Below are 13,397 nucleotides of genomic sequence, written 5' to 3'. Positions count from 1 at the left end.
TTATTCTAGCTTTTTTAAATAGTCATTTTTTCAATTATATTAAAACCACTTCTTCTTTTTGAAATACACAATACAACTTATGCTAATCAATAACATGACAGCAAGTACGATAAAGTAACCGTAGTGCCATTTTAATTCTGGCATATTCTCAAAGTTCATACCATAAATACCACTGATTAAAGTTAATGGTAAGAATATAACCGATACTAACGTAAGCACTTGCATAACGCGATTCATTTTAAAAGAAGTGTAAGATAAATTGTTATCTCTAATTTCATTTGTCATTTCTTGAGATTGCTTTAATATGTGAATTTGTTTAATTAAATGATCTTCTATATGTTGAATATACAGATGATTTTTATCATCTACAAGTAATTTAGGGCTCTCTTTCAAATCATCAACCAATTCATGCATCGGATAGATAAGTCGTTGGAGTTTAATAATCTTTGAACGTAATCGATATACCTTATCCATAAAGGATGGGTTCGCGCTATCTTCTATATGATGATCCTCAAACTCAAATACGCGATCCTCTACTTCATGAACCTTATCAAAATATTGATCCACTAATTGATCTAAAAGAAATAAAACGATATCTATTACCTTTAAATCATTATATTTCTGTATGATGTATTCAATTTGTTGTTCAATATCAAATTCATGATGGTGATATGTAATTAATGTATTGTCATGGATAAAAATATTCAAGGCCTTTATGGAATAATTAGGTTGATTCAAATCATGAAACACCATATATTGATATGTATCATACGCTTTAAATTTTGCTCTCGGCGTCCCATTTACTGTATCATCAATTTCTAGTTTATTAAAGTTAAAATCCGTTAATAACATGTGACTTTCTGATTCAGTAGGATCATCAAAGTCATACCATATGAATGACGCATTTTCAGGTATGTCATCAACATGATTCACTGAAGCTAAAGTATTTTGTTCAGTTTTATACTTTATCATGACAGTCATTACAATCACCTCAAATCGTTTACTTTATTTTATCACGAATCGGGAAATATGTATGATGATTACTTAATAAGTTATCCGAATGTTATTTAATATTTTCAAATTCTTAACAGAAAGGAGATTGCACTATGTCTAAAAATTTCAAACTAACACAAACAGTTACGGAAGATATGATTGATCACAATGGTCATGTGCATGATGCAAATTATAATATTTTATTCAGTAAAGCTATAAATGAATTTAATTACGAAAATGGATTATCCCTCGAGGAAAGAGAACAGTTAAAATACACGATGTTTACTGTTGAAGAACATACAAGTTATTTAGCGGAATTACTAAAAAATGAGGCCTTCGAAATAAATGTTTATATTTATAATTATGATGAGAAACGCGTTCACTTTTTCAATATAATGACTAAACCGGACGGCACAACTGTAGCAACGAACGAAGTTATGATGTTAGGCATAAGTAGAGAGACACGTAAAACTGCACCGTTTCCTGAACAATATGCCAAACAAATTCAGCAGTACTATAAAGAACAACCACAAATTGACTGGCCGAAGCAACTCGGTCATCGTATAGATATTCCGAAATGAGACGGAGGACGTTAATCATGACACAATCTAAAAAAGATGCGATTCATTCTCAACTTTATGACATATACGATGAAATTAAAGCTCAGCTGACAGAACTAAATCAAGAGAAAGCACTCGTCATAAATGGTCCAGATACAAAACTCATCAAACGTGGAATTGAAATAAGTTACCTCCAAGGTCAGAAACGAGCAACAGACCACATCTTTAATTTAATAGAGCAACATCCAGACGAAAGTGAATTTTTATCGAGTTATAAATCAACTGAACAAATGGTTAAAGAACAATTAGATAGTAACAAAAAATACTTTTCTAATATGTCTGAACCAAATGATGATTTTGAACAAGTTATATCAAAGTACTATCATGCTTTAGGGCAACAATTCGTTTTTGAACAAATGAATAAGACCAATTAAAAAACAAGGCGGAACAAATTGTGCGGTTAAACCAACTGTTTAAAACACTCATTGTGTCCTGCCTTGTTAAGTATTTTCGCCTTCTTTTAGCATACGCATTAAGGCGTCGTGTTCTATTGATTAATCGTATTTACAATTTGTTTCACTACTTTATGAGATTCTCTGATTGGTAATAGTGCAAAAGCATTCACCATTTTTGGATATTCAAAATAATGAACCGGTTGTTGTTCAGATTTTAAGATTTGTTCTAACTTAACCATATCAGGATTGTAAATTTCTCTTGTACCTCCAAACATAAACACTGGAGGCAGTCCGATTAAATTGCCATTTATAGGGGAAATGCGCGCATCATCCAATGGTACGTCGCCAGCCCATTGTTGGAGTATCTTTTTAAGTCCATCCTTTTTGACGATGACATCTTTATCTTCTAATTGTGACGTAATTTCATTATTATCTAATTGTGCATCTAACATTGGTGAAATTAAATAAACTTTATTAGGTAGTGGCTGATTATTTGCTTGTAATTGCTGCACAAAGCTCAGTGCCAATGCGCCACCAGTACCATCACCCATTATCACTATATCCTGTGCTTGTACTTCAGATAATAGTTGCTCATAAACTTTTAATACGGCTTGATATGTGTCTTCTAAATGAAATGACGGTGTCTTAGGATAAATAGGCATCACCACTTCATACAAAGTACTTAAGGCAAGCTTATCCATAAATCGCCAATGGAATGCTGATGGCTGAAATATGTTATACCCACCATGAATATATAATATTTTTTTCTCGTGACTATGTCTAAATCTAAATCTAAATAATTGCATATCACCTAGAGCATCTTTATCTAAATCTGATTTAACATTAAGCGTTTCAGGTTTTTTATGCTTTTTTGCATTTACACTTTCTCTTTTAGTTAAAAATTTTTCAAAATGCTGTTCATCCTTAAACAGTATTGATCTTTGTGGTAATAAATATTTGTTAATAAATTTCGTTGCTAACTTTGATTTCATCTATTATCAATCCTATCTAAGTAATATTAAGTAGCCCCTTATGATTAACGGTAACATGTAATTCTTTAAATATGATGAGGAAATGTATATCATGACAATTAGAAACTCGTATAATATAATGAGAATAATAAAAAGATCACTAGTTTGAAAACCACATTCGTACTTTATTTAAAATAAATCACTTGTTACATATTATAACAAATTCATTTTAAATATTCTAAAATAATTCAATAGTGACCACTTGTTAGAAAGGAGCATGTTATGTCTCAAAAACAACACCTCAGGGATTTCGAACATACTTTGACACATGAACCCTTGCATAGAGTTATGTCACGAGGAAAGAAGAAAAGATCATGGATTAGTTTAATTATCCAATTTATCGTACTGATATTAGTGACCATTTCCGTTTACAGTATGTTTAAAGATCCTATCTTTAAATTAGTCTTTGTCGATAAAACGATTAACTTTCACCAATTGACGGATTTCCAAAATACTATGAATGATATTGGCAATTTGAACTTAAACATTCAAAATATCGATAATCTCCAACAAGTCATTGACCAATTAATTATTGTATTTTACGCCTTCTTTATTGCAGGTATTATCAGTATTATTTTAACTATTTTGACAATGCTATTTAATAGAACTGCATTAAAGATTTTAAACTTTTTCATTATAGCAATCATGTTCGTCATCACATTCGGTTTTTCTTATTTAATAAACAATATTGCAAACAGAATCGCTGATAAAATAAATGAATTTTCATTATCTGTTAAACCTGATCAGATTGTTACACAATCCAATGCGATTCACAATGCATTTATTTTATTAATTTGTGCCCTGGCACTGTTGTTTATTAGTTTGTTCTTTAGAAACCGTAGCGTACATTAATTTGAAATATGTGTTTATTTAAATGAATACAAAAAAAGACCCAAGTGCTAATTATCGCACTTGGGCTTTTTTATGCTATCGTTATTTTTCTTTAGAAATATAATGTTCTTTTCCTTTGAGGAAGATACTGAGAATAAATGCTAAACCACTTAATCCAGTAGCAACGATAAATGCACTATTAACACCATTGATAGAAGCAAGTTTTTGTACAAATTGTAGAATTTGTTGTGTGGCCATTTGTTCGCCACCCATTGCCTGAGCCATTTCTTGTAGTCTATCTTTAATAAATGGACTCGTTTTATCTAAATCTTGTGCATATGTTGCAGCGTGCTTTGTAGTTTGGGTAGACATCACTGTAACTAATAATGCTGTACCGATTGAACCTGCAAGTTGTCTTAACGTATTAGATAACGCATTGCCATGAGGGATTAAACGTTGAGGTAATGCGTTCATACCTGCAGTCATTATTGGCATCATAATAAAACTCATACCAAATGAACGAATAATATAAATTAACATTAAATGTCCATATGTGGTATTCATATTTAACTTCGTTAATTCCCATGTCGCAAAGGTCATAATACCTGTACCGATTAAAGCTAATGGTTTGATACCAATCTTATCTAATAAACGACCTGCAATCGGACCCATTACACCCATGATTAATGCACCTGGAAGCAGTAGAAGTCCTGATTGAATTGCCGTAAATCCTCTCATATTTTGTAAATATAGTGGCAATAAGATCATACCACCGAATAAACTCATCGTTACAATCATATTGATGACTGTCGTAAGTGTGAAGCCTGAGTATTTTAACACTTCCATATTTAACATTGGTACACGCATTGTCATTTCACGTACAACAAATAAGACTATGAAGATGATACCAATGATAAGTGAAATAAGAACAATTGGTGATGTCCACGTATTATTCCCCGCTTCACTAAATCCATATAACAGTGCACCAAAACCAATGGTACTACAAATAATTCCAGGAATATCAGCTTTAGGATTTGAAGTAACTTGGTATACTTTGAACCATACATAAGAAATGAGTAACGAAACTAATCCAATAATAAACATACCGTAGAACATCACGTTCCAGTGGTAATTTTCAACGATATAACCTGATAACGTCGGGCCAATTGCGGGGGCTAAAATCATCGCAATACCGAGTGTACCCATAGCAGCACCACGTTTTTCAGGTGGGAATATCGTCATAAACACGTTTGTTCCTAATGGCATTAAGACGCCGGCACCGATCGCTTGTAACACACGACCAGCCATCATCATTGTAAATGAACCGGATAAACCACAGACGAGAGAACCTAACGTGAATAAAGACATTGAAACTAAGAATAATTTTCTATAAGAATACTTATTAAACAAGAATGCACTGACCGGGATTAAGATTCCGTTCACTAGCATGAAACCTGTCATCAACCATTGACCTGTATTAGAAGAAATATTGAAGTCAGTGTTTATTTTTGGTAAGGCAACGTTTAATAGCGTTTGGTTTAAAATCGCAATAAACATACCAAATATCATTGCTATTAATATTTTAGTTTGAGATGTCCCTTTACCAAACATAAATGAACTATGTTTATTTTTAAGCTTCTCGTTTACAATTGCTTCATCTGATTGAGGATTGATTTTTTCATGATCTTTATCTTCAGTATTACTATCGTTTACTTCTTGAGTTGTGTCGTTTTTACTTTGTGTTGATTGTGTATCGTTGTGACGTGCATTGCTTTCAACATCTTCAGATTGTTTTTCTTGATCTCGCACATTAAATTTAGATTGATAACTTTCATTTGAAGTATTGTGATTAGATGTTGATTGTTCCATCGTTTGTTTTGATTTCTTTTTTCTTCCTTTAACAAAGAATAAGTTAATCAAACCAACTAGAATGAGCGCTATAATTACGTAAATCACTATGAAGGCCGCTGACATTTAAAGACCCCCCTTAATTTTTATGAATTTTAACTTCAGCGTTCATTCCTGGAACAACATTTTCAGATGGTTTAGAATCAAGTGAAATCTTAACTGGAATCACTTGTGAAACTTTTGTATAATTGCCATCGCTATTAGATGAAGGCATTAATGAGAAACTAGAAGCTGTTGCTTTTCCAACGCTTTCTACTGTACCTTTAATGTTTGAATCTTCACCATCTAATTTGATATCTACATCTTTACCTTCTTCTACATCTTTAATATCTTTTTCATCAACATTTGCTGTGATGTAAGAATCATCTAAATTATACGCATATGCAATCGGTGTACCTGCTTGAGCCATAGATCCTTTTGTGCTATCCGTTTTCACGATTGTACCATCTTGTGGCATTTTAATATCCATATTTTGAGATTGGCCGTTATCACCTTTAGCTGCGATTTCAGCGACTTTGTCACCTTTATCTAATTTGTCATTTTCTTTAACATCTAAAGATTTGACCTCACCATTTGCTGGGGCAGAAATTTTGATTTGTTTGCCATCTACTTTGGCATTGTCAGTACTGACGAAACTTGTAGCTTGGTTATAAAAATGGAAACCAACTACGCCTATGATTACAAGAACTACAATGGTAATGATATTTATTAAAACCATTTTTTTCATTCCACTTACCTCCTATTTGCTTTTATAAGTCACCTTATTTATTATAAGAACGTAGATATGAAAAAAACACCAACACTTGCATCAAATGTGTTGACCTATCTAAAACATGACTGGTGAGGAGAATATATGAAATCAACCGCAAAACGTAAGATTATTCAAAATATGATTTTATTATTAAAGGAATATCCTTTTGAGGAAATAACAATAAAAATGTTATGTGCTTATAGTGGTGTAAACAGAACTACTTTTTATAAATATTTTGAAGATAAATACGACCTCATTTCAAAAATTCAAGCCCACCATTTACAAAAATATTTAAAATTATTAGATGCACTCAATAACAGTTTAAAAAACAAAACAAACAGGAATATCAAAGTATATAAATTTTTCAAAATATTATTAACGTACGTACGTCTACATTATACTTTCTTTCATGCAATCATTGTAGTTCATCCTAACCGTTCGTTAATTAAAGATTATATTAAAAATACGAAACAAGTATATCAACAAATGTTAAAAAACTATTCGTCGATAGAACATCAAAAACAAATGGTCACTTATATCGTCGGAGGTGAAATTGGAGTTATATACTTTTGGATTTACAAAGGTTGTCAAGAAACCCCTGAAGAGCTAGCAAAAATTTTGCTTGAGAATGTGCTAAGAGTAAGAAGACAATGACACAATTAAGATAGAAAAGCGACCAATCTACATTTGCTTAGATTGATCGCTTTTTACTATTTAAATATTACTTTTTCGGAATACAATATAATTTAAAGTTTGTAATACGATTAAACATATGCCTGCCACAATAATAATAACTACATATGGTATGATATTTTGTTCCCCCATTAAACCTACGAGTGATGAAGCAACTCCGCCAAGTAATGATTGTATTAATCCAAGTAAACTTGAGGCACTTCCATTACCGACAGTACTTTCATCCATAGCAATTGAAAAAGCCAACGTTGAAACACCCGTCACAGGAGCAACTAACAATATAAAACCTGCAATTAACACCACTATGGGTAAGTGCGCAGTAAGTGTAGTGACTACACAAACTACCCCTATAATTTGTATGGCAGTTAAAGTGCGTAATAAATATTGACGTTCGATATAATTGACTAACTTACCTGTAAGTTGACTTGAAATAATCAGGGTAATTCCTATCCCCGCAAACATATAACTGAATTGTTGTGCAGTCAAACTGTATACGCGTTGAGTAATAAAGGGTGAGGCAGAAATATAGCTAAATAGCATTACGAACGTAACGCCTTGAATCAGCATCGGTAATACAAAGTGGGCGCTTCGTAATAAAGTTAGAAAGTTTCTAAAAATTATCAGGATTTGAGGTGGTTCTCGATGTTCAGAAGTCAATGTTTCATTTACTTTAATTGTTGAGCCTACGAGCATCAATATGCCAAACACAGTTAATACGATAAAGACCATTCGCCAGTTAGCATATGTAATAATACCTCCTCCAATAGTGGGAGCAATGATTGGCGCAATGCCATTGACTAACATTAGTAATGCTAGAAACTGTGTTAACTGCTTCCCGCTATACAAATCGCTCGCAATCGCTCTAGAAATCACAGCACCTGCACCGCCACATAATCCTTGAACAAAACGCAAGGCTAACATAAATTCAATACTATTCGTGAAACATATTCCGATACTCGCTAATGTAAATAATCCCATTGCGAATATGAGTGGTTTCTTTCTTCCCAACGCATCAGATATCGGCCCTACGAATAGATTTCCTAACGCAAGTCCTATCAAGAACATCGAAACTGCCATCTGTGCATGTGTCGTTGTTGTATTAAAGTCACTTTGTATTTGAGGCAAACCTGGTAAAAACATATCTATAGACAGAGCACCAATTGCAGTTAAAGCACCTAATATAATTGTAAATAATGTTGATTGTTTATTGGTCGTTTCTTTTTCAGTCATTGAAGACCTCCTGTTCCAATCATCTATATTAAAATATAGTTTAACTATAAAAATGATATAAACTATTATAGCTTGAAAGTGCATAATATTGAACAATCCATATATTATTTATACTATTTAAATTTTAGAGAAAAAAGGCGTGGGACAGAAATCGAATTTTCTAAAAGAGATTTCGTGCTCCCTCTTAATAGACAAAAAATCTGAGACATTTATTTATGTCTCAGATTCAAACAATTAACTTTACTCATCGTATTTAACTAACTTTAAATCATTCGCTTTATTTGTACCTTCTAATTGATAGTCAGATTTTTCATATTCCCCGTTATCTTTCAATGATGTTGCTGTGACATAGAATTGTTTACCTTTTTTCACAACATCAGTAATCTGAGGCTGGTTGAGTTTTAACTTATCATCAGAATCGACCGACTTTTTAATCGATTTATATGAATCAGAGTCTTTCTTTAACAATGGAGATACTAAAGCAAATTCACCTTTATTATCCGCCTTATTGTGGGCTGACGTGAATTTTGTTAGAAACTTAGAGATTTTATCGCTAAAACTACTCGATTCCTTCTCTTTTTTCTTCACATACTTATTAATTTCATCATCATCAAACTCTACTGATACTTGGGTATCTTCTTTTAAGTTATCTGGGATGACTGTCGTCTTTGCAGATTTAAATGTTTTCTTTTTAGCTTTCCCTTCTGCTGAAACTGTTAGTGATTTTGTTTGTGGGAATGGACCTATAGATTGACCTTTTTTATAGTTAAATGTTTTATCGTTTATCTTAACCTTAACTGATTTCTTATCTATATTCTTCGCCCCGTTTAAATCTACATTGATATAAGCTTCATTAAAATCTTCGTTAACATTAACAGTGCCACTATCACTATCTCTAAAATCAAATTTCAACTGACCGATAAACTGACCATTAGACATTTTCTTTTTCGCATCCAATATATATTCACCTGGAATAAATTTACCTAATGATGTTTTTTGATTTTTTTCAGCAATAACTTTTTTCTGTTTACCATCTGACTTGAATAAATAAGTTGTTTTATATTTAGGTTTAACAACTGCTTCTTTTGTCGGAGCTGTAAAATTCATGTTATCGAAGAATAAGTAACGCGTTCCATTTTTAGTTATTTTTAAAACACTATCACCATTGTTAGCCAAAATATTTGAAGAAACTTTATTATCGCTCTCATTTAAATTTTTTATTTTACTTTTCACTTCTGTCGAAAATCGTTTTAGCCCAACTTCTTTCTTAATATACTTTATGTATTGAGCCGCTTCAGTATCGTCGACATTATTTTCTTTCGTACTCAATAACGTAGAAAGCTTTTGTGTATCATTATTTTCTACCGCATTAAGTAATATTTTTGACTGAGCATCTGGAGAATTAAAATTACGTAATAAAAAGAAGATGATAATCAGTAAAATAATAATAAAACCTGCTATACCCCAAGGGATGACCTTTTGCGCTTTCGTAAGTGTTGTCTTGTTGCCTGACTTTTCTTCAGACTTGTCATTGTTTTTATTAGTACGTTTACCATACAACTGGAATCCACAATGTGGGCATTGATGTTTGCTGTCTTCTACATCACGTTTACAATTAGGACATTGTCGCATCATTATCACCTCTTCTTTATATTCTTTACGTTAGTTTAAATGAATAGATACTCGACCTATATTAACGATTTCCTCATCCAAAATCAATGTCTCACCTTATTCGATTTATGCTACGAAGCCATGAAAGTGTATTTTATACTATCTCTATTATTATATCTGTTTTAATATGTGATTGATATACATATTTAGTCTAATTTAATTCAAAAACGCTGTGCGTTATTCTGCCATGTACTACTGTTTATTTCACATCATATGACTAGGAAGACATTGTTGAATACTTCACAAATATTAAAACCGATATATTCAGTTGCTTAATTCTGTTGATTCAACTACATTTAATATACAGATAAATAACTTGAGGTGAACCATGAATATCTTTACGCTTGTTTGTAGTTTAATTATAGGAATCTATTTAATTGGGCTGTTTTTTAACTTTAAAATTTTAACACATATCAATATCTATTTTAGTATGATTTCGCTCGGATACATCGTCATTCTCGTACATATCATAAATCAGACTTGGCCTATCGATTCCATTATACTCATTATTATCGGCTGTTTATTACTACTATTTAAACACAGAGTATTCTTTCGAAATAAACAGAGTTTACAATTTTTAAAGCGACTATTTCCAATTATTTATAAAATCGCTTTACTCACTTGCATTTTAGTATACATCTCTCAGCTACCCATCGTTAGTGCAATCGCTTTATGGCTCGCATCAATTGCACTCAGTGCATTATTTACCTTTATTATTTATGTATCAAATATCTCAAGTTATCAATATAAGCATATCAACGAAGATTATAAATATATACTAGTCCTTGGGGCTGGTATCTTTAATGAACAAGTCCCTCCTATGTTAGCAAATCGCTTAGATCAAGCATTAAATGTTTATAAATTAAATCCTCAATCACATTTCATAGTAAGCGGTGGCAAAGGAGAAGACGAACCTATATCAGAAGCATTAGCAATGCAACGTTATTTACATCAACAAGGTGTGCCAAACAATAGGATTATCATGGAAAACCAATCAACTAACACGTATGAAAATATTAAATTCACTAAAAGAATTATATCAGAAAGGGAAACAAAATCAGCTGATATTATATGTGTGACAAGTCAATTTCATATCATGCGCGCATTACGTTTAGGTCAAAAATTAAAGCTGAAATTCCATGGTTTAGGAAGTCATACGCCTTATCATTTTTTAGAATATGCAATGATACGTGACTTTTTAGCCCTTATGTTCCAATATAAACGGTTATTAACTGTGTATTTTGCTTTATTATTTTTTGCTACTGTTTATATAAAATGAATATTACCATTTTTCTATTAAAGTGCCTTATTGTGCTTTCTATATATACAAGCATGTACAGCACATAAATTTTTATATAGAATAAGACACTTTTTTACAATTCAATCAAAGTAAAAGGCAATTTCTATATTATTTCAATAGAAATTGCCTTTTTCAACCATTATAGTACTTAATAACTCGTTTATTTTGTTATTTATTTACGATTTTTCCATCATCTAATTCTATAACACGATCTGCAAACTCAAATAACCTTTGATCATGTGTGATCATCAACCCAATCATGTCTTTTTGTTGTACTTGTGATTTAATCATTTCAACGACCTCGGTAGCACGTTGGGCATCTAGACTCGCTGTAGGTTCATCTGCTAACACGATTTTAGGATTATTCATAAATGCGCGCATAATCGCAACACGTTGCTTCTCTCCTCCAGATAACATATGCGGAAAGACATCTAATCGATGTCCGAGTCCAATTTGTTTTAATAATTCGTCCGCTCTTTTAACTGCATCCCTTTTCGAGAGGCCTGCTTCAGTACCTATCACTGTTAATTGTGCTCTTACCTTTAGATAAGGGACAAGGTGTGAGGATTGGAAAATAAACCCTATTTCATTTAAGCGTAGATCAACTGCTTTGTTATCTTTTGAAAATAAAGGTTTGTCATCAAATATGATTTCTCCGCTATCTTGTGTTAACAATCCACCTAATATCGTTAATAATGTTGTTTTGCCTGAACCGGAAGCACCAGTCAGTATCACAAATTCACCTTTTTTAATTTCAAAGTCTATACCTTTTAATACTTGTGTTTTTGAATCACCTTGTCCATAGGATTTATTAATATTCTTTACTTCTAACGACATTATTCAGCCCCTCCAATAGCTTCTATAGGATCTACTTTAAATAATTTTATTAAAGATAATGTAGCACCAATCAATGCAACTACAATAAAGACCACTACGACGAGTGAGATATTCGCAATAGTTAAATGGAATGGCATTGAAACCGGCATAATAAGAGACAATAAACTAATTACTCCAACTGCAATAAGTACCGCTATCAATGTCGTAATTAATATTTGGGTAATTAATGCACTTAATAAATGCTTAGTTTTAATACCAATTGCTTTTAATATTCCAATTTCAGAAATTTTTTGTATCGTCATTACATAGAAAAATGCACTTAATACGATTGCAGAAATTACAAATAAGCTCGTAATCATCATATTGAGTGGTGCTTGTTCAGCTTTATAACTTGGAATTTCATTTGTAATGTCATCCTTACTAAATACTTTGATACCTTTTATATCATTCAATTTCTGTTGTTGCTTATGGTTTAGGTGTGATAATGGATAAACCATACTGCTATGTTTATTCAGATGATTAAACCCTTTATTAGATGCCATCACAATTGAACTGTGTGCATGCATTGTATCTTTTATCACACCAGAAACAGTTAAACGATTTCCTTTTGTCGTTTTAATCGTATCCCTTATTGCTATATTTTTAGCAGTTAACTTTTCATTGATAACAATCTCATTCTTTTTCTTTGGAAAATGGCCATCTATTAATTTCGGTTTCTTATTTTTAACCTTATTCGTCATGAGTACATCTTCTTCGTTTCCATCAACTTTTAATGTTTGAGGTGCAATTTTCAGAGGTTTTTGATTTATGATGTCTTCTATTTTCTTCTGTTGTGTTGGGTTTATTATAGATTTTTCGATTTTTGGTTGTTTCGTATCTTGCATCACATATTTTTCACTTTTCAAATTATCTAACATTGAAATATTTTCCCTAGCAAGACCTTGCGCTAATCCACTAATAAATAACACCATTACGCCTAATAATAATATAATTAACATGATTAACATAAATCGAAATTTATAGAATTTAATCTCTTGCCATGCTAATTTCATAATTTGGTCACTCCCTCTCAATAATGTATATATTAAGTCTATATCCTAGATATGAACTCAATATGAACTTTAATGAAATTTTTTA

13 protein-coding genes are annotated in these 13,397 nt (G+C 31.8%); 5 read left to right on the top strand and 8 right to left on the bottom strand.

The features are described 5' to 3' along the window. Positions 1-39 precede the first annotated feature (39 nt). Positions 40-981 carry a magnesium/cobalt transporter CorA gene (gene corA, locus NGI30_RS01440; protein WP_251942511.1) on the bottom strand — a complete coding sequence of 314 codons (942 nt, stop codon included), beginning with the start codon at positions 979-981 and terminating at the stop codon, positions 40-42. Between the two features lie 125 nt (positions 982-1,106). Here corA and NGI30_RS01435 point away from each other — a divergent pair, with 125 nt between their 5' ends. Both NGI30_RS01435 and NGI30_RS01430 read left to right on the top strand, forming a co-directional pair. After that, positions 1,107-1,574, top strand: coding sequence for a thioesterase family protein (locus tag NGI30_RS01435; protein ID WP_251517684.1), 468 nt, complete (start codon positions 1,107-1,109; stop codon positions 1,572-1,574). A 17-nt stretch (positions 1,575-1,591) separates the two neighbouring features. Next, complete coding sequence (locus NGI30_RS01430) at positions 1,592-1,987, top strand: hypothetical protein (protein WP_251517681.1); 396 nt, start codon at positions 1,592-1,594, stop codon at positions 1,985-1,987. A gap of 113 nt (positions 1,988-2,100) precedes the next feature. On the opposite strand, the gene NGI30_RS01425 is transcribed toward NGI30_RS01430, so the two are convergent. Beyond that, positions 2,101-3,000 (bottom strand): alpha/beta hydrolase fold domain-containing protein, encoded by a 900-nt coding sequence (locus NGI30_RS01425; protein ID WP_251517678.1) that lies wholly within the window; start codon positions 2,998-3,000, stop codon positions 2,101-2,103. A gap of 261 nt (positions 3,001-3,261) precedes the next feature. Between NGI30_RS01425 and NGI30_RS01420 the strand changes: the two genes are divergently transcribed. Continuing rightward, entirely contained in the window at positions 3,262-3,891 is a 630-nt protein-coding gene (locus tag NGI30_RS01420) for a hypothetical protein (RefSeq protein ID WP_251517676.1), read from the top strand. Between the two features lie 81 nt (positions 3,892-3,972). Here NGI30_RS01420 and NGI30_RS01415 read toward each other — a convergent pair whose 3' ends face one another. Both NGI30_RS01415 and NGI30_RS01410 read right to left on the bottom strand, forming a co-directional pair. Next, entirely contained in the window at positions 3,973-5,844 is a 1,872-nt protein-coding gene (locus NGI30_RS01415; protein WP_251942509.1) for a DHA2 family efflux MFS transporter permease subunit, read from the bottom strand. A 13-nt stretch (positions 5,845-5,857) separates the two neighbouring features. Beyond that, the gene (locus NGI30_RS01410; RefSeq protein ID WP_251517671.1) at positions 5,858-6,505 is read right to left on the bottom strand and encodes an HlyD family efflux transporter periplasmic adaptor subunit; all 648 of its coding nucleotides are present in this window, start codon (positions 6,503-6,505) and stop codon (positions 5,858-5,860) included. 126 nt (positions 6,506-6,631) lie between these two features. Here NGI30_RS01410 and NGI30_RS01405 point away from each other — a divergent pair, with 126 nt between their 5' ends. Continuing rightward, positions 6,632-7,183, top strand: coding sequence for a TetR/AcrR family transcriptional regulator (locus NGI30_RS01405; protein ID WP_251942507.1), 552 nt, complete (start codon positions 6,632-6,634; stop codon positions 7,181-7,183). 60 nt (positions 7,184-7,243) lie between these two features. Here the strand turns inward: NGI30_RS01405 and tcaB are convergent, their stop codons facing one another. Further along, positions 7,244-8,452, bottom strand: coding sequence for a putative multidrug effflux MFS transporter TcaB (gene tcaB, locus NGI30_RS01400; protein ID WP_251517666.1), 1,209 nt, complete (start codon positions 8,450-8,452; stop codon positions 7,244-7,246). A gap of 240 nt (positions 8,453-8,692) precedes the next feature. Continuing rightward, positions 8,693-10,087 carry a membrane-associated protein TcaA gene (gene tcaA, locus NGI30_RS01395; RefSeq protein WP_251942505.1) on the bottom strand — a complete coding sequence of 465 codons (1,395 nt, stop codon included), beginning with the start codon at positions 10,085-10,087 and terminating at the stop codon, positions 8,693-8,695. Between the two features lie 364 nt (positions 10,088-10,451). Here tcaA and NGI30_RS01390 point away from each other — a divergent pair, with 364 nt between their 5' ends. Further along, the gene (locus NGI30_RS01390; protein ID WP_251517660.1) at positions 10,452-11,402 is read left to right on the top strand and encodes a YdcF family protein; all 951 of its coding nucleotides are present in this window, start codon (positions 10,452-10,454) and stop codon (positions 11,400-11,402) included. Between the two features lie 189 nt (positions 11,403-11,591). Here NGI30_RS01390 and NGI30_RS01385 read toward each other — a convergent pair whose 3' ends face one another. Then, positions 11,592-12,260: an ABC transporter ATP-binding protein gene (locus NGI30_RS01385; protein ID WP_251517658.1), complete on the bottom strand. Its 669-nt coding sequence runs from the start codon at positions 12,258-12,260 to the stop codon at positions 11,592-11,594. Beyond that, a complete protein-coding gene (locus NGI30_RS01380; protein WP_251942503.1) occupies positions 12,260-13,312 on the bottom strand; it encodes an ABC transporter permease in 1,053 nt (350 codons plus the stop codon). The genes NGI30_RS01385 and NGI30_RS01380 overlap by 1 nt, the downstream gene beginning before the upstream one ends. Positions 13,313-13,397: the final 85 nt, after the last annotated feature.

The sequence above is a fragment of the Staphylococcus sp. Marseille-Q5304 genome (assembly GCF_943737015.1).
In the GTDB taxonomy this organism is placed as follows: domain Bacteria; phylum Bacillota; class Bacilli; order Staphylococcales; family Staphylococcaceae; genus Staphylococcus; species Staphylococcus hsinchuensis.
Note: the sequence above shows the minus strand (reverse complement) of the source record. Positions and strands in the feature narration are given on the sequence as shown.

Excerpts from the sequence above, each read along its gene's own strand:
- NGI30_RS01430 (WP_251517681.1), top strand. The coding sequence starts at position 1,592 with ATGACACAATCTAAAAAAGATGCGATTCATTCTCAACTTTATGACATA.
- NGI30_RS01420 (WP_251517676.1), top strand. The coding sequence starts at position 3,262 with ATGTCTCAAAAACAACACCTCAGGGATTTCGAACATACTTTGACACAT.
- NGI30_RS01435 (WP_251517684.1), top strand. The coding sequence starts at position 1,107 with ATGTCTAAAAATTTCAAACTAACACAAACAGTTACGGAAGATATGATT.
- NGI30_RS01405 (WP_251942507.1), top strand. The coding sequence starts at position 6,632 with ATGAAATCAACCGCAAAACGTAAGATTATTCAAAATATGATTTTATTA.
- corA (WP_251942511.1), bottom strand. The coding sequence starts at position 981 with ATGACTGTCATGATAAAGTATAAAACTGAACAAAATACTTTAGCTTCA.
- tcaA (WP_251942505.1), bottom strand. The coding sequence starts at position 10,087 with ATGATGCGACAATGTCCTAATTGTAAACGTGATGTAGAAGACAGCAAA.
- tcaB (WP_251517666.1), bottom strand. The coding sequence starts at position 8,452 with ATGACTGAAAAAGAAACGACCAATAAACAATCAACATTATTTACAATT.
- NGI30_RS01415 (WP_251942509.1), bottom strand. The coding sequence starts at position 5,844 with ATGTCAGCGGCCTTCATAGTGATTTACGTAATTATAGCGCTCATTCTA.
- NGI30_RS01390 (WP_251517660.1), top strand. The coding sequence starts at position 10,452 with ATGAATATCTTTACGCTTGTTTGTAGTTTAATTATAGGAATCTATTTA.
- NGI30_RS01410 (WP_251517671.1), bottom strand. The coding sequence starts at position 6,505 with ATGAAAAAAATGGTTTTAATAAATATCATTACCATTGTAGTTCTTGTA.
- NGI30_RS01385 (WP_251517658.1), bottom strand. The coding sequence starts at position 12,260 with ATGTCGTTAGAAGTAAAGAATATTAATAAATCCTATGGACAAGGTGAT.
- NGI30_RS01425 (WP_251517678.1), bottom strand. The coding sequence starts at position 3,000 with ATGAAATCAAAGTTAGCAACGAAATTTATTAACAAATATTTATTACCA.
- NGI30_RS01380 (WP_251942503.1), bottom strand. The coding sequence starts at position 13,312 with ATGAAATTAGCATGGCAAGAGATTAAATTCTATAAATTTCGATTTATG.